The organism is Bacillus sp. P4_E1, from assembly GCF_056401715.1.
Genome location: NZ_JBFUIV010000003.1, coordinates 230,474 through 248,495, shown reverse-complemented (window position 1 = coordinate 248,495; position 18,022 = coordinate 230,474). Strand labels below are relative to the sequence as shown.

Genomic DNA, 18,022 nt, shown 5'->3' with positions numbered 1-18,022 from the left:
TATGCAAGATTTTATACAGTTTTTCTGCTAATCCAGTAACCTAAAAACCATGCCAGGATAGGAATGTATAAAAAAATGCATAGATCCATAGAACAAAAAAGGAGATTTACTTATGAGATTAGGGTTCCTCCTTATTCTTGCTACTGATAATAGGACGTTATGTTAACCTCATATGAATAGAATATACATCGTCAATTTTATTAGATAAGCATACAAGCTTAATTATCCGATTTGAATATAAATAATTATATTCAATTTCAAAAAAAGAGGTGAACTGTTTTGAACTCATATTTTTCAAAACAAAAAAAATGCTGTCATAGACTTTTTCCTGCTTTTCCACCTGCTGCCCCTCCTATTATTGTGAAAGCTAAATTTCTTTATGTATCTAGTTCTGACGGCGGTATCGATGATGACACGATAGAAATTTATAATATTATCAATCCTACGGCTCCTATACGTGTAGGAGAGTTTACATCAGTAACTAATTTAGCTCCTGCGGGATTGGCTATTACAAATACTATTCTTTATATCGCGAATTTAGGAGATGGTGTAGAAATTTACAATATCAATAACCCTATAGCCCCTATACGCATAGGAGAATTTGGTACAGCAGATTTAAATGTTCCTGATCAATTAACTATTACAGGTACCACTCTTTATGTCTCAAATGGTGGTAATAACACGGTGGAAATTTATAATATTACCAATCCTACGACCCCTGTTCGTGTAGGAGAGTTCGGCGCTGGAGATTTAAATTTCCCTTCCGGCATGACTACTACAGATTCCACTCTTTATGTCGCAAATACTGGAGATAACACAGTAGAAATTTATAATATTACTAATCCTATGGTTCCTGTGCGTGTCGGGCAATTTAACGCTGGAAATTTAAATGTCCCTGCCGGATTAGCTACTAAAGGTACCACTCTTTATGTCGCAAATGTTGGAGATAACACGATAGAAATTTATAATATTACCAATCCTACAACCCCTGTTCGTGTAGGAGAGTTCGGCGCTGGAGATTTAAATGCTCCTGCTGTATTGGCTATTACAGATACTACTCTTTATGTCGCAAATACTGGAGATAACACAGTAGAAATTTATAATATTACCAATCCTACAGTTCCTATACATGTTCGAGATTTTGGTGCTGGAGATTTAGATTTTCCTAATGGATTAGCAATTTTTACGGTATTCGGATACAACTACCAATAACGGTAATTATGTAAATGAGCTGTCCATATGGACAGCTTATTGTATTTTTGCTTAGCGTGGTTTTTTTGATGCATGTTGATCGTTTTTATCGTTTTGGGGTAACTCGTCCTTGTTAGCTTGATGGATATGGGGCATTTGCATTTCTTATCTTGATGGCAATGTGAAACTATCCCTAATATAAAAATACTTTGTCTTTACAAATAATACTCAAACATTTTTGCAACCTTTTCTTTCATTTTTTCTTTTATAGATAATTGATTGACGTCAGAGGATGTTACTTGCTTTGAATTTTGTAAGTCTGCATTAATCACTGGTTTTATTCTCGAAATATAGATAGGGTCATGAATATAACAGTTCATTTCTTCATTTAAATGAAACGAGCGTGAATCAAAATTCACGGTCCCAACCATCAATACTTTTTCATCAATCAAAAATACTTTACCGTGTAACACCCCATTTTTATAACCATATACTTCCATCCCCTGTTTTAATGCTTTTCGGATATATGGATATGCTGCTTCTTTAACTAATAGTGCATCCGAATGAGGCGAGAATAGAATTTTGACACGGACTCCCCTCTTTCTTGCATCTACTAATGCGTTCCAAATAGTTCTGTCTTTTGGTATAAAATAAGGTGTTAATATAATGATGGATTCTTTTGCTTGTTGAAACAGCATTGCATAATCTTGCCCAAGTTTTTCTCCACTATAATATGCAGTAAATCGTTGCGAGGTTGCTCCCTTTTCCTTTACCGCATTGTGTATCGGAATCGGTTTCTCTGAGTTTTTATTCCAGTCTAATACAAATTGGTGTTCTAAATCTTGAACTCCTTCTCCTCGTATTTGAAGATGATAATCTCTCCAATAACCAAGTTTTTCTTTTTCCCCCAAATACTTCTTTCCAATGTTGAATCCGCCAATGTAACCAACCTTTCCATCAATAACTGAAATACGACGATGATTCCGATGATCCAAAGAAGAAAAAAGATAAGGGAAAACAGGTTTATTGTAATATGTAAAATGAACTCCTTTTTTAACTAATAATTCTCTTTCCTTTTTCTTTAGTAAAATTCCACCTAACCTGTCCACTGCATAGTATACTTCTACACCTTCCTGACTTTTTTTCCGCAATAGCTCTAGAAACTGATGACTTACTTTATCATCAGCAATAGAAAAAAATTAATATGCACGTAATGCTTTGCTTTCTCTATATCTGAGAATAATTGATTGTTTAACTGTTTCCCATCTGTATACATAGTAATATCACTTTGACGCATAGGGTATTGACTAGAATTCTGGCTAAATACCCCATTTTTTTCGGCTATTGTTCTGTCAATTTCCCCCCAAACAAACAGAACTAAACATCCACCGATAAATAAAAAGAGGAATACTCGGAAAATTCTTCCTATCTTTTTCAGCATATTTAATCTCCTTTATATATTATTGTTTTATTTCTGCTAGTTTTTGTTATTGGGGCAAAACTATTCCATGCATCTATTAGCTAAAAAATCCTCCTTTGAATAATTAACTGTAAAATTTCTCATTCACATAACTCTAATTTAGGGTTATCATTCCTGATAACCCTAAAATTAGAAATCGTACTATGATAACAAAATAGGCATCCTATATTTTGAAGTACATTTACAAGGAGGATTACTACATGACAGTAAGTACTAAACTTAAACAAACTATCGCTGGATTAAAGAGTGCTCAAGCATGCCTAGAAGGATTTGTTCTTGATACTGATAACAAGCAAGCAAAACAATTATATAAAGGTGCAGCACAACAAACTCAAGAAATTATTGAATCTTTAAATCCTCGTCTTCAACAAATTGAACATGAAGAGCCTCAGTACAAGTAATAACATAATACCTTTCACATAGAATATCGTCCCCATGGAAGAGTGCCCAGCTTAAATAACGATTATCATAATGCTGATTACGATTAAAGGTATCGCCATATGCCCATCAACTTAAGAAACGGAATACACAATCTGCGTATGCTTTTATGAAACGACTCGTTCAAACTTTTGGAGAACCAACGGTTCTGACAACAGATAAGGCCCTTTCTTTACTTTGTTCACTCAAAAAATTAAAGGTGAATGACTTTTATAAAAGTACTACTCATTCTACAATCAAACATTTCAATAATTACATAGAACAAGATCATCGCTATGTAAAGCGCCGGTTTGCTAAATCCTCAGGATTCTAACACTTCGCATAAATCTGTCCTTATAGGTCAAAATATGTAAGGTATTGTGCTGGAATGCACTTGCCTATTCTAAATAAGGAGTGAGATGAGTGGCTGATAAAAACGAACGTAACCGTGTTGATAATGATACTGGCGAAGCGGTAGGAACTGGTGTCGGTGCTGTCGCTGGAGCTGCTTTGGGTTCTGTTCTTGGTCCACTTGGTACCGTTGCAGGAGCTGTTGCAGGAGGAGCAATGGGTAACAAAGTCGGCGAAGGTGCCGATGAGGCTAATGACAGTGTTGCGAACCGAGAAGATTAGACTTTAACCAAAGTGACACTGAATGAATTGGATTCCCAAAAAGGGAGTCCTTTTTTTATTAAGTTAATTCAGCTTTTTTAGGTAAATTCCCAGTAAGATTGTGAATCAATTCACTTAAAGTAACGTGTGCGTTAGTTCAACAAGCTATAAGCAGCAATCATAATCATTTTCTTGGTCTTCCGCAATCGGGCGCTATTGCTGAATAAACCTTAGAATCGACTTTATTGTTATATTTTTGAGTACAGTGAAGTATCTTATATTGGAAATTAAACAACTATATTTTAACCCCGTCCTAAATTTAGAACGGGGTTATGCTTGTTTTAGATTTTCAAATTTAATAGCACCACCTAAATGGAAGTTTTATCTCGAAACGAAGAGGTAACTCCAATTCTAAAAGAAGGGCCTGAAGTGTTTTGGAGTTTGTAGAGTTGATAGATGCTTTAAAATATGTTTCACCAAGTCGTGATAAACCTTTTAAAGCTTATAAGCATATTACTGAAAACTGGGATGATAACTGGGATAGTGTAAATTCACAGTGGAAAAATATAATTGGAGGATTATCAATTTCTAGTGTCCAAGGTGAAGCATTCAAGGAAGTTACTAGTACCATAGAAGGTTTCTTTAAGGAACAGGAATGACTTAATAGTCATTCCTGTTTGTTTTTTTGCGGTATCAAGTTAAGAAGCACATTCTTCCCCAAAAATCATAAAATGAACTTCGGTGCTATAAAAAAATTCCATTTAGGGGGTACTTTAAAATCTTAGCTTGATGGGCATGGGGTGCCGCCAACAAAACGCGATTTCGTACGCTAAGAAAAAAGCCTTGCTACATAAGTAATGTAGCAAAGCTTTTTTAAGTTGTTTAATTCTCGCTCCACTATCGGCTTTGTTAACTAACACTTTAATTATTTTAACAGCCTTTTGTTTAGTTCCCACAAAGCCGTTTTGTTACTATCCCATTTTAAAAGCGTTACGGCTTCCTCAAAGCACAGCCATTTATAATTGAAGTGTTCTTTAGATAATTTAATATTTTTTGTAGGAACTTTAACTCCAAAAGAAAATTCTTTTATTACATAAACATCTTCGCCCCAAAGAAATTCACCAACTACATCCTCTACTGGTAGTGAAGACACAGAATCTAGTTTTATATATGGACATTCTCTTATAATACCAGCCTCTTCAAACGCTTCTCGTTTTGCTGATTCAATAGGAGTCTCACCATCTTCTCCACCACCAGCTATTCCTTGCCAATAACCATAATCACTTCGATTAAAAATGGCATATTGAATGGAATCGTCAGTTTTTATATAAGGAAATATCAATACTTGATACGGTGCTCTCATTGCTTAACCTCCTTCCGAAAAAATATGAACAATTTATTCACTAACTTGCTATTTTAGTAAATAAAGTATTTGCATTTAAAATTTATAAAACTCAAATGTATTTTTTTCTAAACATATTGTTTCATTGGAATTTTTGATAATAATATCAAAACGTTGACTATACGGATGCATAAACACTTCATACTGAATCCGACGTTCTTCATGAGACTTCCTTAAGTAATTAATATCGGCTCCTCTTTCAATAATATCACGGCTAGACCTTCTCATTAATTCTGTTTCTCCATCTGTATAGAAGTAAATTTTCAAATCAAATAAATTTGGATTAATAAATGCGACACTCATTCCTTCTACAATCGTCACCTTATTTTCCGAAGAAATTAACTCACTTTTTATATAATGTGTATCCATTGTATAAAAATCTAAACCAGCTCTTACCATTTGAACATCTCTTTCTAACGCAGACAAATGATGGGCTGATGGATGACAAGCTGTCATTTTATCATAATGATTTTCATTCTGATATGTATAGTGGATATTTGTATACTTTCGTACATTTGAACTAACAATGTATGGATCTGTATTAATATAACTCACTTTATTTTGATTTAATTGGTTTATAAGCTTATTGGCGAACGTTGTTTTTCCGGCAGCACCGTGTCCTGAAATGCCAATAACAATCTGTTCATCGGTCATACTAATCCAATTTATAATTTCTTGTAATAACTTTTTCATTATTCTACCCCTGTTACTAATATACCCTCTTATTTACATTATCTTAATATAGAGGTATCCTACTGTAAAATCATACATGAAGTGGAAAAATGGTATGATTATCCATCATATCATCTCTATTTTTAAAAAACTATATTAATTTTCAAAGGATTTTATTGTTATTTGGGGTAGTACCACATCCGCCATCAAGCTAACCAAGTACACCATTTACAAATTCAAAAGAATCCCCCTCAAAGCATAAGCTTTAAGGGGACCTCTCATATCATTTTTTTCTCTTCATACAACCTATTTGCTTTATACGAGCAAACGAAAAACATACCAATCGTAACTGGGATAAATAGCCCTGCAATTCCTCTCATTAATGCAAATGGCGTTTCAAATAAGAATGATCCTAAAAATGCTGCGCCGTGCATATCCCATAATCCTGGTGTATAGTATAGGTCTTTCGGATTTAAAATCGCTCCTAGATCAATTGTATTATTAAACATAATTAGGATTAACAGCGGCAAATAACATATCGCCAATTCTAAAAATGTCTTAGATAGACGCTTGTACTTCCCTGCTCGTGACATTTGATCTGAAAAAATGTCATCTTCACTTGCCTCATCTACCTTTTTAAAATATTGCGTGCCTGACCACCAATTACCGGCTATATGCTTCCAGCCACTATCTTCAAATAACGTACAGTAATTAATAAAATCTTTTCTTCTATTAAATATTCTATGATCTATTTTAATTGTCGCATCTTCCGGTTCTGCGATTCTAAATCTATAACCGAATGTATTACTTTTTAGTTGATAGCCTTTCCAAGCCATCTCTTCTAACCATTTTTCCTCTTTCTCAAAGTCTAAAAAGAATTTCAATCTCCACATCTTCGCTTCCCCCTAACTATACATTTAATAAGCTTTTTGTAACCCCAATAATGTGCTGCATCCTCATAAAGTCTAAATGTAATACTTCTTTCCCCCGCTCAGTAATGACATACACTTTTCTTCGTTTATCTTCACTTTTTACCGATTCTATTAATTGTTGCTTTAATAAATTTTCAACCGCACCATACAATGTACCCGCTGCGATTTTCACTTGATGATTACTAAGTTCCTCCACCTTTTGCATAATTAAATATCCATGAGCTGGCTCTAATAAAGCTAAAAGAACGTAATACGTTGTTTCCGTTAATGGTAAATTTTTATCTCTATTCATAAAGACCTCCAATGTAACGATTAATATATAGCTAAACTATATAGTTGAACTGTATAGTTTTATTTTATACAGTCTGACTGTATATGTCAAATTTAGGTACAAAAAAACAACCTAGATCTCATAGGATCTAGGTTGCTTTTTTACATAAACGTAATCGTCACTAAAGAATATCCTTCTTTCCCATTATACGGCTCAGCTTTATAAGAAACACGGTTCGCTCCTTGCGGATAACCGATTTCTCCAATTACTTTTTTCACATCTTGCAATGCGCCATCCATTGATTGTTTATAAAGAATTTCAATCTTTGCTGACTTTGTGCTATAACGTTGCTGCATTTTATTTTTGAATTCATTATAGTTATTTGCGATATATTCATTTCCTAAATAATTTAACTTTGTATCTTTTAATATTTGCTGATATGCAGGTGTTTTCGTACCACCTGTCGCAATTCTATTTGTTAATGTACTATAATAGTTTGTTGTAGCTTGCGGATAGTCCCCTCGGTTCCACACGTGATTCTTCGCGATTTGCTCATCTGATAAGTTGAAATAAGAATACGTTACGCGGCCTTGTTCATCTGGCACTGGATCATCAAATGTTGTATCGAGATGGTACCATTTGTTATCGATTTTCACTAAATTCCAAGCATGAGGCTGACCGTCTCCAGTTCCTACTACAAAATGATTCTCAATTCCAGCTTCTTTTAATAATTGATAGGTTAATAGTGTGTAACCTTGGCAAACGGCAGAACGATTCGCGAGTGCCTCATATGCTGTATACGCTTTATAAGACGTATCGTAAGAGACATGTTTTACTACGTAATCATGAACCGCCTTCACTTTTTCATGATCATCCATTCCCGTTTGAATAATAGAAGAAACGATCGCTTTCGCTTGTTTCTTCACATATTCTGTTTGTTCTTTCGTTTCGCGATATGTAATATTTAGCGTAAATGTATAATTTCCAGGTGATCCAGATATTGAGTATGAAATATTCGATCTATTATAATTTGTATACTCATTTTTATTTGCGACTTCTTCATATGCGTTAAAAAGTGTATTCATAACTTCTTTTGTATTATTATTTTTCGTTTTATATGGAAGTGTAATGTTCGTTTCATACGTATTAATACGCGTTTGCACTTCATTTTTGAATGCTGCTAATAATGCCGCATCTCCTGTATCTTGCACCGCAACTTCAGGCTTTTTATATTTCAAAGTATTATATAAAAACTGCGCATATTGTTCACGTTTTACCGTGTTAAATGGCTCAAATTTTCCTTCGCCTGTACCAGAAGCAATCCCATTTGATTGCACTGCACTTATTGCATTTTCACCCCAATAACCGCTTGGAACATCGTTAAACGTATGCTTTTGTTTCGCAGAAAGATGGAAAGCGTTTGTAAGAATTTGTGCCATTTCTGCGCGGCTAACAGAATCTTTCGGTCTAAAACCGCCATTTCCATCACCTTTAAAAATCCCCAATTTCGTTAACGTTAAAACCTCTTCTGGAAACATTGTAGAACCTGAGCGAATATCTCCATACGGATTATTTAAAGTAGACCCATCTTGTAATACATAACGAGCAGCATCATTACTAAACGTACCACCTTGCTTATTCGGTACTAACACACGATAAATTAAAGCTGCAACTTGCTCCCTCGTCGCAACATCACCAAAACCAAACTTTCCATTTCCATAGCCTGAAATAATATTTTTGCTCGCTAAGTCTTTAATCGCAGGATAGGACCAGTGCGATGTAGGTACATCGGAAAAAGTACCCGCTTCAGCAGCTTTCATCTCACCAACATTTGTATATAATAAAGCGCTACCAATAAGTGATAATGATGTAATTGATTTTAATAGTTTTATGTACATAATGCATTCTCCCAATACGTCTTCTATTTTTTGTTGTTTTTTGTCGAAAAATCTAAAATAATATAACAAAACACATTATACAATCAAAACTTTTCGGAGGATATACTGAATTTCAAAATATGCAAAAATTCATATCACTATAGGGATTCATACTGATATTATGCTATTTTACTTGCGAATATATAAAGTGAAACTTTAATCAGTGGGGGTTTTGTTCATCCCCCACTGATTATTAGCCTTCACCAATCGGGCGTTTACGGGCAGTTCATCTCCCACCTAACTTCTTTGCCCCAGCCGCATTTTAAGGTGGGAGTTTTACTGCCCACAAATAGCGGGATAAATAAAAAGAAAAATACTAATGTAACATTGTAAATATACATATCGATTTTTGAGCTTTTATTTCGCTAAAATGTAGCCTAAAAAACAATGCTATCTCCATTAAAATCACAATATAATCCTGAGAACATACCTTTTAACATGATTCATTGTAATTAACTTAACTTTTTATTTGCTAAGAAACTTTGCAACAGAACCTAGTAAAGTCTCAAAAAACAACTTATTATCAATCAATATTTAGTAAAAATATATTGATTCTTTAGAATTTCTTTAATTTTCATTATTCTTTATTTAAGGTTATCCTTTATATTTATAATGTATTTATTTGAATTTATCATATTGAGGCAGAGTTTCACATGACTATAAGCAATTCGAAAAATGGAAAAAACAAGGTCCCCATTAGATTAATTATACTGTTTTTTTGCGTCTCTTATCTATTTATGTTAATTACTATGCAGCTAAGAAAAGTACAATTTATTGATGGATATACATATAAGAATGTAGTTAAAAAACGAGAGAATGCGACAATTAATATTACAGTTCTGTGCGGGAAAACTTGGGTAAATTCAAAGGCATTAATAAGACAATTGATTGGGATCGTAATTACGGAAATGATAACATATGAAAACGATGGAGAGAGGAAATAAAATGAATTTAGTGAACTTACGTCCTAAACAGCGGTCTAAGTATCGCATTCTACTAGGGACATGGTATTACTCTACAAAGAGGTACATTCAGTGGTTAGCAGATGGAAAAACATATGCAAAAACGTTTCAACAAGAAAAGTTACCCTATACAGCGATTCAGCATCGAACGATACTACTTCGTAAGCTCAAAGATGTAGATATGTGGTATCAACAGAATAAAGTTGTTAATTTGAAGATTGCTATTAAACAACTAAATGGTATCGTCATTAGACCGGGAGAAACATTCTCTTACTGGCGTTTAATAGGTAAGCCTACGAGAAGAAAAGGGTATGTAGAGGGCATGATACTACACTATGGATCTTTTCAAGCAGGCATTGGAGGAGGGCTTTGTCAGCTTTCAAATTTAATATATTGGATGACCTTACATACACCATTGACAGTAACAGAGCGATATCGTCATAGTTTTGATGTCTTTCCTGATTCCAAGCGGACCCAACCATTTGGAAGTGGAGCGACTTGTTCTTATAATTATTTGGATTTACAAATCAAAAATGAAACGGACCAATCGTATCAACTTCACCTTTATATTACAGATAAGCATTTAGTCGGTGAGTGGAGAATTGCCCATCCGCAGCTTTATCAATATGAAGTATATGAAAAAGAACACTCAATCCAATCTGCATACTGGGGTGGTTATATACGACATAATGTTATTCAACGTAAAGTATATACTCAACAGAAACAGTTTATAGAAGACCAATATGTAACGGAGAATCACGCTATAATGATGTACGAACCACTATTAGCTTATAATAATGAGGAGGGTGAGTGAAGGTAACATTGGTGTATCAAGTATTTTTGTCTAGTAACACACTACATGCCTCTCTTCATATAATTAATAGGCACAACCCTTTTTGCAACATAACTTTTTCTTGTTAAAAAACTTTGTAACAGAACCTCTTTTTAGGTTCTAGTGTGAAAATAAAGGGATGTGATAATTAATTTTTTCTGTACATCATAAAAAATCAATTATACTTATCATTTCTTACAATCAAATCTGATAAGTATTTTGTAATTTAATAAAAATTTCGTATGAGAATGTATTTTTGCTCATGCATTTCAATTAATTTGAATCATGCTACATTGTAATTTACTGATTTATTTCTACTTTTAAAACTAAAGCGGCATGCTACATAAATCTATTTTGATTTCTCGACATATAAATCGCTGCTATGCAGAATATAACAGGATCGCTACTGACTTTCTCCCTTTGTTTTATACCTCACATGTGGAAGGAAAAGGAAATTTTCTAGAGATATCATTTCTCGTTTTTATTGAAAATAAATTTTATATCTTCCTTTCCAATGAACTAGTTCCTAAACTAAACTGCCACGTTTCCAGAATAAGAAAAGAGCTGTCCATAAGTCAGTTTCACCAACTTATGGACAGCTCTCATAGTTTCACCTTATTCTATCGATGAATCCAAACTGCACCTGCAGATTTGTCTTCAGCTTGACCTACTACTTCAAACTTCAATCCTAATTTCGGCAACTTACGTCCTGCATCTGGAATAGCGCTGTTGATGTACTGCTTAGAATCATCAAATTTTGCAACTCCTGGTAATCCTTTATAGTCAAAGATACCGCGAGTTGGGGAGTCTACTCTCCATGCTGGCGCTTGATCAAATGAGAATGCCGCATCGGCAATTTGATAACGCGTACTGCTCTTCACAGTCGGTTGTCCGTTTAATGTACCTACGATTGCCTCTGGATGAGAATCTACTACTCCTAAGAATCCTTCACCTGGATGAACACCTACCCAGTTATCTGTAAAGCTTTGATCCGCATACCATACAACCATTCCTGTATTAAAGACTGGACCACGCGCATGTTTTAACGCCGTGTCAGAACCAGCGTAATTTCTCCACTCTACATAGTAGTTATTTTTTTTCTGTTCCAATCCGTTAGATACAGTAAATCCTTTTAACGTCATTGCTGGCCCGCCTTCTGCATCATCTGAGAAAACAACTTTTCCATCTACAGTTAATGCAGCATTATCTAACGCAAATCCTTTATAAGCTACTGCAATATCTGTTAAATACTCAAATTGCAGTTTTACTTTTTTCCCTTTAAATTGGCTTAAATCGTATGATTTATCAACCCACTTACCATCAGTTGTATCCACGCCGCCTTTTACATCTTTTTCGCCCATTCTATCAATACGTGTCTTCGTTCCATCTTCTGCAATCGCATATACGTCAAGGAAATCATACTTCGCTTCAAGTTCGTAGAATGCCTTATAATCGAACTTAGCATCCTTTGCATTTGTTAAGTCAAATACTGGTGTCTCAAGTGTTGTATGAATGTCATTTCCTTTTGTGCTGTAATAAAACTTCTTACCAAATGCTGACTCGATATTTTTAATATCTTTGTCTGGCAAGTTAACACGAACGATTCCTGGTCGTTTTGATTTTGTAACACTTTGATCTAAATATGTTGCAACACCGACTCCCGTGCGAAGTTTATCATAATCTACCTCAACGATATTCGCCCAGTTACCCTTCATATTCTTTTGGAAAAACTCTTTATTTTGTGGTGAGAAACTTGTTGGCTCTGTTCCTGCAATTTTCCCAGCCCAGCTACCGCCGCTCATAATAGACCATGACTCAACAGGTTCACCTTGTCCTGAATACTTTGTATCGTACTCATCTGGTAAGCCTAAATCATGACCATACTCATGCGCAAACACACCAACCGCTCCATCTTCAGGCTCGATTGTATAATCGTATGCAGCCATCTTTCCGCCCCAATTCGAAACAGAAGATTTTGTGCCATCAATCGCATATGGTTTTGATCCAAGTTTTGAACGATGAGACCAAATCGCATCATCTTTCAATTTACCGCCGCCAGCTTCTTGACCAACGCCAGCATGTACAACCATTAAATGATCAATAATGCCATCTGGCTCGTTTTTATTTCCATCACCATTTTGATCGTATTGATCAAATTGATCATAATCTGCTAAATTAATTCCTTTTGCTACCGCTGCTTTTAATGCTTCTTTCACAAAATCACGTGGCCCTAAAGGACCCTTATTATCATGGCCAGTTCCTGCATCCGAACCGTAATCTGAAGCTTTCCCTGGAACAGTAAGCCATTCCGTTACAGTTCCATCAACTGTATAGCTGCCGCCAGATTGTTCTTCATAATATTGTTTAAATGTGTTAATCTTCGATCCATCAAATAACGTAAATGGTTCATCACCAAATAACATTTTTTGATAATGTTCACGATTGAAGTCCTTAGAATACATGTATCCCGGCTCTTGATCAATATTGTTATGCTTAAAATCGCTAAATTCTACAAGTAAAACAAGTACTTTATCTTTTCGAACAGCACCGTTGTACTCTTCTTGCTTCGCTGGTGCAGTAGGTACTTTTCCATTTAATTTACTAGAATTCAATCCTGCACCTTGTCCAGCTACTGGCCCTACTGTTGGCTGCTGCGCCTGTTCATTTTCCTTCATTTTTGCATCTTTTACTTTTTTCATAAAATCAGAAGCTTCTTGCGTAAGACTATCTCCTGTCAAGATTTCTTTACCAGGGTTTTCCCCTTTCTTTTTCTCAACATATTTCTCGACAGCCTTTGACGTCTCAGCTTGTGATGCAGATTGATCAATTACGCCCCGTTGTTTTAGCGCTTCTGCCAAACGCTCTTCCGGTATTAAATGCTCATCTATTGGTAGAGATGATGGCGAATCAGCATACGCCGCATGACTTCCAAAAGCAAAACTACTACTTAGTACTGCCGCTGTTGCTAAAACTGATAATGGTTTTAACTTCTTATTCTTTTTCAATGCATTTCCTCCCCAGTGTCTGCGAATTATCGTTTTTTTTGCCGATAGAAACATAATATTCTCTTTATAGAGAATATTCAATCTTTTTCAACAAATTAAATGTTGAGAAATATTTTTTTGTGCAGGGTGAAATGCGTAAAATAGCAAAATACAAAAGTTCTGCTCTAAATAAGAGTATGTGAAAAAATCCCCTCCACAGTAAACTACTTACCATGAAGGGGATTCTTTCAAACTAACATCATTCCTATTTCAAACTACCCGCAATCTCCGTAAAGATAACCCCAAGCGCATGCGCACCTGCATCTGGATATCCTAAGCTTCTTTCACCAACTGTACCAGCGCGGCCCATGCGAGCTACGATTTCTTTCGTATACTCTGCTCCTTTAACCGCTGCTTCTGCTCCTTTTTCAAAGGCAATTTTCATATCTACTTCGTTTGAAGCACTGTCGATCCATGAATCTACACATGGGGCAAGGGCATCAACAAGTGTTTTATCACCAACTACCGCTCCTCTACCGAACGATCTTTCACCGATAGATTGTATGCCTTGAAGTGCCGCTTGCAATATTTCAGCGAACTCTTTAGCTGTTAACTCACGTTTTTCACCTGCTGCTTTACTAGCTGCGCGGAATGCTCCGCCCCAAATTGGACCAGAAGCGCCACCGCAATGTTCCATAATAATCATTGAACAACCGTCAAGGAATGATCCGATCGTTACATTCTCTTGTCCTAAAATAGAATGCCACTCACGCTTTAATTGCTTAAATCCTTTTGCAACACTCATTCCGAAGTCTCCGTCACCTGCATGTGTATCTAACTCACAGAACGGTACTTCATTTTTAATAATAATGTCACTCATTTTATCAACGAGATAAATCATGTTATTTAATGTAATGACATTATCTTTAATAACAGCGTGCTCTTCCGCTGTTTCTATTTCGAAGGAAACTTCCTTCTCTTCTGCTCCTTCAAGCACATTCACGTACTCTACACTTTGAACTGGTCCATCTACTTTAAACGCTGGTGTATTACACTCTTTCGATAACAACGTTTTTAACTCGTCATCTAACTTCATTACTGTTAAAGACATACCTGCCATATCGATACTCGTCATATAGTTACCGACGAATACTCTATTAATTTTAATGTTTCTATCAGCTAATTCTCTCGTAACTGCGTTATTAAATAGGTAAAGTTCTTGCAGTGGTGTGCCGCCAAAACCATTTACTAGAAGCGCGATTTCCTCACCATCTTTTACTCCTAAATCTTTTATTAAATCATTTGTCATACGGTTAGCTAATTCATCTGCTGACATCGTTTTTTCACGTTTAATACCTGGTTCACCGTGAATACCTACGCCGTATTCCATTTCATCTTCTTCAAGTGTAAAAGTAGGTGATCCGCTTGCTGGAACTGTACAAGAAGTTAAAGCTAAACCGATTGTGCGCACGTTAGCCGCTGCTTTTTCCGCTACAGCTTTCACCGCTCCTAAATCCATTCCTGCTTCCGCAGCTGCACCGGCAATTTTATGAACTAAAATAACTCCCGCAACGCCGCGGCGTCCTACTGTATACAAACTATCTTCTACCGCAATATCATCGTCTACTTTTACGTAGTCGACTTCAATTCCATCTTCAGTCGCTAAATGTGCACCGTTTTTGAAATTCATAATATCGCCGCTATAATTTTTAATAATTAATAACGTACCTTTTTTACTAGCTGTCTCTTTAATCGCTTGGTATACCTGAATTTGTGAAGGCGAAGCAAACACATCTCCGCACACTGCCGCATCTAACATTCCTTTTCCAACTAGTCCTGCATGCGCTGGCTCATGACCACTACCGCCGCCACTAATTAACGTTACTTTATTTTCATTCATTTCTTTCTTTTTAATCACTTTATATTTTTTCAAAAACTCAAGCTCTGGGTGAGCCATAACCATTCCGTTACACATTTCCATTACTAATGTTTCTGGTTTATTTATAATCTTTTTCATTGTGATTCTCCCTCAATTCCTTTAATATATTGTGATATATTTGAAATCTTCTTCTTACTACTCATGTTAAAATGAAAGCGTTTTATAGTAAACGGACAAAATGGACAATCTGTCTAAAGACACCGCTCTCATTTATCCCGCATTAACGGGCAGTAAGACCCCCACCTCAAAATGCAATGAAAGCAAAGAAGTTAGGTGGGAGATCAACTGCCCGTAAATGCCCGATTGGTTCAACTAATAATCAGTGGGGGATGAACCTCCCCACCGATTAAAGTTTCACTGTATAGATAAGATTTTCATATTACTACATTCTAGGGATGATTCAGATGACCTCTTCTATAATTTCTAAAAAGATAATCGCGAATTCATTGAAACATTTAATGGAAACAGAATCGTTTCATAAAATATCAGTGAGCGATATTATGTTACACTGTCAAATGCGTAGGCAAACTTTTTATTATCATTTTAAAGATAAATTCGAACTATTAAGCTGGATTTATAAAGAAGAAACGAAAGAAAACATTATCGACTTTCTCGACTATGAAACATGGGAAAATATTTTTGATTTATTATTTGATTACTTTTACGAAAATCAAAAATTTTACCGAAATGCATTTAAAGTCATTGAGCAAAACTCGTTTAATCACTATTTATTTGAGCATACGAAAAACTTATATATGAAGATTATTGATGAACTATCGATGAGCTGTGGATTCAGCCTTTCTGATGAGACAAAAAATACGATTGCCTCTTTTTATAGTCACGGCTTCGTTGGGACGATAAAAGATTGGATTGAAGGTAAATGTGAAGTAGATCCGTCCATTATGTCTTCTCTCATGAAAAATATGATAAACAATCAATTACTACTATTACTGGAGCAATCAGCAAAGTAATTAAAGGGTGGCAAAAGCAATGAAAAAGATTATGAATGATGTACAAAATATCGTTCAAGATATGCTGCATGGCTTTTATTTTGAACATAACGACAAAGTAAATTACGACGAAACACATAACATCATTTATGTAAAAGATATCGCAGAAATGGAGCAAAACGTTGTCATTATAAGCGGCGGTGGTAGCGGACACGAACCAGCTGATATTGGCTATGTAGGAAACGGAATGCTTACGGCGGCAGTAAACGGCAGTATCTTCACTCCGCCTACAGTGGAACAAATTATTGCGGCAACTCGCCTCATGCCAAAAGATAAAAGTATTTTATTCATCATAAAAAACTTTAAAGATGACGTAGAAAACTTTCTAGCGGCAGAACAAATCGCCAAAAAAGAAGGAAGACAGGTTGACCATATCATCGTAAATGACGACGTTTCAATTGAAGATGATGCTTCTTTTAACAAAAGAAGACGCGGCGTTGCTGGTACTGTTTTCATTCAAAAAATAGTAGGCGCGGCCGCTGAGAGCGGTCATTCTTTAGAAGAACTAACAGCACTTGGCCGTTCTGTCATCCAAAACTTACACACATTAGGAGTCGCCCTTTCACCTGCAAACGATCCAGTACAAGGAAAAGCTTCATTCACATTAAACGACGATGAAGTCTTTTACGGCGTTGGTATTCATGGCGAAAAAGGTTACCGCAAAGAAGCACTATCCTCTTCTGAAATATTAGCGATCGAACTTATGAACAAACTAAAAAGCATTTATCGCTGGAGAAAAGGTGACAACTTCGCCATCCTCATTAACGGACTCGGTGCGACACCATTAATGGAACAATACATTTTCGCAAATGATATTCGCCGTTTATGTGAGCTGGAAGGCTTACATGTGAAGTTCGTAAAGGTTGGTACCCTTCTCACTTCTTTAGATATGAAAGGTGTTTCGCTGAGTTTACTTAAGGTAGAGGATTTGGATTGGGTGAAGTGGTTGAAGGCGGATGTTAGAGCGAGTGGTTGGTAACAATAAACTAAACCTTATGATGATTGAACGTTTAGTAATTAAAGGTACTGACTTATATGAAGAATGTATACATCTAAGAAGCGCATTAGAGATACATGAATAAAATATAGATTTGACTAAAAAAGCCCCTCCAAATTTTTATGGAGGGGCTTTTAGGTATATACATTACTTTTAAACTATTGAATAACTAATTATTTTTGAAAAAATGATCAATAACATATAACCCAATTGCTAAAATACATCCTGTAACCCCAACAAAAATATAAGGATTTTTATTAGGGAGAAATTCTATAGCCAAACACAATACCACCAACATAAACAATATATTAACTGCAAACTTTTTTAACACTTTATTGCCACTTTAGGGTGTTTTTTTTATTATCTTGCGACAAAATACGACAA

At 35.5% G+C, this 18,022-nt stretch carries 15 protein-coding genes and 3 pseudogenes; 10 read left to right on the top strand and 8 right to left on the bottom strand.

All coding sequences use genetic code 11. From position 1 onward, the window contains the following. The first annotated feature begins 279 nt into the window (after window positions 1-279). Window positions 280-1,212: an LVIVD repeat-containing protein gene (locus AC1DS7_RS05575; RefSeq protein WP_476998829.1), complete on the top strand. Its 933-nt coding sequence runs from the start codon at window positions 280-282 to the stop codon at window positions 1,210-1,212. A gap of 194 nt (window positions 1,213-1,406) precedes the next feature. Here the strand turns inward: AC1DS7_RS05575 and AC1DS7_RS05570 are convergent. Further along, window positions 1,407-2,632, bottom strand: a pseudogene (locus AC1DS7_RS05570) (phospholipase D-like domain-containing protein). A 239-nt stretch (window positions 2,633-2,871) separates the two neighbouring features. On the opposite strand from AC1DS7_RS05570, the gene AC1DS7_RS05565 reads away from it, so the two are divergent. The 4 genes and pseudogenes from AC1DS7_RS05565 (at window position 2,872) to AC1DS7_RS05550 (ending at window position 4,359) form a co-directional block, all read left to right on the top strand. Further along, a complete protein-coding gene (locus AC1DS7_RS05565) occupies window positions 2,872-3,072 on the top strand; it encodes a DUF1657 domain-containing protein (RefSeq protein ID WP_000218933.1) in 201 nt (66 codons plus the stop codon). Between the two features lie 113 nt (window positions 3,073-3,185). Then, a pseudogene (locus tag AC1DS7_RS05560) lies at window positions 3,186-3,419 on the top strand (DDE-type integrase/transposase/recombinase); the annotation flags it as partial. Window positions 3,420-3,511: 92 nt separating this feature from the next. Beyond that, window positions 3,512-3,721 (top strand): glycine zipper domain-containing protein, encoded by a 210-nt coding sequence (locus AC1DS7_RS05555; protein WP_000764047.1) that lies wholly within the window; start codon window positions 3,512-3,514, stop codon window positions 3,719-3,721. A 413-nt stretch (window positions 3,722-4,134) separates the two neighbouring features. Beyond that, a complete protein-coding gene (locus tag AC1DS7_RS05550) occupies window positions 4,135-4,359 on the top strand; it encodes a hypothetical protein (protein WP_002035172.1) in 225 nt (74 codons plus the stop codon). Between the two features lie 266 nt (window positions 4,360-4,625). Here the strand turns inward: AC1DS7_RS05550 and AC1DS7_RS05545 are convergent, their stop codons facing one another. The 5 genes from AC1DS7_RS05545 to AC1DS7_RS05525 form a co-directional block, all read right to left on the bottom strand. After that, entirely contained in the window at window positions 4,626-5,063 is a 438-nt protein-coding gene (locus AC1DS7_RS05545) for an NUDIX hydrolase (protein WP_240380654.1), read from the bottom strand. Between the two features lie 75 nt (window positions 5,064-5,138). Then, window positions 5,139-5,795, bottom strand: a complete 657-nt coding sequence (locus AC1DS7_RS05540) for a uridine kinase family protein (protein WP_240380653.1) — start codon at window positions 5,793-5,795, stop codon at window positions 5,139-5,141. A gap of 257 nt (window positions 5,796-6,052) precedes the next feature. Further along, complete coding sequence (locus AC1DS7_RS05535) at window positions 6,053-6,667, bottom strand: DUF2812 domain-containing protein (protein ID WP_240380652.1); 615 nt, start codon at window positions 6,665-6,667, stop codon at window positions 6,053-6,055. Between the two features lie 16 nt (window positions 6,668-6,683). Further along, window positions 6,684-6,998: a PadR family transcriptional regulator gene (locus AC1DS7_RS05530; protein ID WP_001078071.1), complete on the bottom strand. Its 315-nt coding sequence runs from the start codon at window positions 6,996-6,998 to the stop codon at window positions 6,684-6,686. 140 nt (window positions 6,999-7,138) lie between these two features. Beyond that, a complete protein-coding gene (locus tag AC1DS7_RS05525; protein WP_476998828.1) occupies window positions 7,139-8,875 on the bottom strand; it encodes an S-layer homology domain-containing protein in 1,737 nt (578 codons plus the stop codon). 692 nt (window positions 8,876-9,567) lie between these two features. On the opposite strand from AC1DS7_RS05525, the pseudogene AC1DS7_RS05520 reads away from it, so the two are divergent. Beyond that, window positions 9,568-9,771, top strand: a pseudogene (locus AC1DS7_RS05520) (hypothetical protein); the annotation flags it as partial. 88 nt (window positions 9,772-9,859) lie between these two features. Then, window positions 9,860-10,690 carry a VanW family protein gene (locus AC1DS7_RS05515; protein WP_002087231.1) on the top strand — a complete coding sequence of 277 codons (831 nt, stop codon included), beginning with the start codon at window positions 9,860-9,862 and terminating at the stop codon, window positions 10,688-10,690. Window positions 10,691-11,328: 638 nt separating this feature from the next. Here AC1DS7_RS05515 and AC1DS7_RS05510 read toward each other — a convergent pair. Together AC1DS7_RS05510 and dhaK are read right to left on the bottom strand one after the other, a co-directional pair. Beyond that, window positions 11,329-13,713, bottom strand: a complete 2,385-nt coding sequence (locus AC1DS7_RS05510) for an immune inhibitor A domain-containing protein (RefSeq protein ID WP_215588776.1) — start codon at window positions 13,711-13,713, stop codon at window positions 11,329-11,331. 244 nt (window positions 13,714-13,957) lie between these two features. Next, a complete protein-coding gene (gene dhaK / locus AC1DS7_RS05505; RefSeq protein ID WP_215588775.1) occupies window positions 13,958-15,709 on the bottom strand; it encodes a dihydroxyacetone kinase subunit DhaK in 1,752 nt (583 codons plus the stop codon). 326 nt (window positions 15,710-16,035) lie between these two features. Between dhaK and dhaS the strand changes: the two genes are divergently transcribed. From dhaS to AC1DS7_RS05490, 3 genes are read left to right on the top strand one after another with little or no spacing between them, the layout of a single operon-like run. After that, window positions 16,036-16,602: a dihydroxyacetone kinase transcriptional activator DhaS gene (dhaS, locus tag AC1DS7_RS05500; protein ID WP_215588774.1), complete on the top strand. Its 567-nt coding sequence runs from the start codon at window positions 16,036-16,038 to the stop codon at window positions 16,600-16,602. Window positions 16,603-16,621: 19 nt separating this feature from the next. Then, the gene (gene dhaQ / locus AC1DS7_RS05495; RefSeq protein ID WP_215588773.1) at window positions 16,622-17,620 is read left to right on the top strand and encodes a DhaKLM operon coactivator DhaQ; all 999 of its coding nucleotides are present in this window, start codon (window positions 16,622-16,624) and stop codon (window positions 17,618-17,620) included. Then, window positions 17,598-17,723 carry a hypothetical protein gene (locus tag AC1DS7_RS05490; protein WP_476998827.1) on the top strand — a complete coding sequence of 42 codons (126 nt, stop codon included), beginning with the start codon at window positions 17,598-17,600 and terminating at the stop codon, window positions 17,721-17,723. The genes dhaQ and AC1DS7_RS05490 overlap by 23 nt, the downstream gene beginning before the upstream one ends. Window positions 17,724-18,022 lie beyond the last annotated feature (299 nt).

What these genes read in the sequence shown, in the direction of transcription:
- AC1DS7_RS05565 (WP_000218933.1), top strand. Translation starts at nt 2,872, where the DNA reads ATGACAGTAAGTACTAAACTTAAACAAACTATCGCTGGATTAAAGAGT.
- AC1DS7_RS05545 (WP_240380654.1), bottom strand. Translation starts at nt 5,063, where the DNA reads ATGAGAGCACCGTATCAAGTATTGATATTTCCTTATATAAAAACTGAC.
- AC1DS7_RS05540 (WP_240380653.1), bottom strand. Translation starts at nt 5,795, where the DNA reads ATGAAAAAGTTATTACAAGAAATTATAAATTGGATTAGTATGACCGAT.
- AC1DS7_RS05535 (WP_240380652.1), bottom strand. Translation starts at nt 6,667, where the DNA reads ATGTGGAGATTGAAATTCTTTTTAGACTTTGAGAAAGAGGAAAAATGG.
- AC1DS7_RS05530 (WP_001078071.1), bottom strand. Translation starts at nt 6,998, where the DNA reads ATGAATAGAGATAAAAATTTACCATTAACGGAAACAACGTATTACGTT.
- AC1DS7_RS05525 (WP_476998828.1), bottom strand. Translation starts at nt 8,875, where the DNA reads ATGTACATAAAACTATTAAAATCAATTACATCATTATCACTTATTGGT.
- AC1DS7_RS05515 (WP_002087231.1), top strand. Translation starts at nt 9,860, where the DNA reads ATGAATTTAGTGAACTTACGTCCTAAACAGCGGTCTAAGTATCGCATT.
- dhaK (WP_215588775.1), bottom strand. Translation starts at nt 15,709, where the DNA reads ATGAAAAAGATTATAAATAAACCAGAAACATTAGTAATGGAAATGTGT.
- dhaS (WP_215588774.1), top strand. Translation starts at nt 16,036, where the DNA reads ATGACCTCTTCTATAATTTCTAAAAAGATAATCGCGAATTCATTGAAA.
- dhaQ (WP_215588773.1), top strand. Translation starts at nt 16,622, where the DNA reads ATGAAAAAGATTATGAATGATGTACAAAATATCGTTCAAGATATGCTG.
- AC1DS7_RS05490 (WP_476998827.1), top strand. Translation starts at nt 17,598, where the DNA reads ATGTTAGAGCGAGTGGTTGGTAACAATAAACTAAACCTTATGATGATT.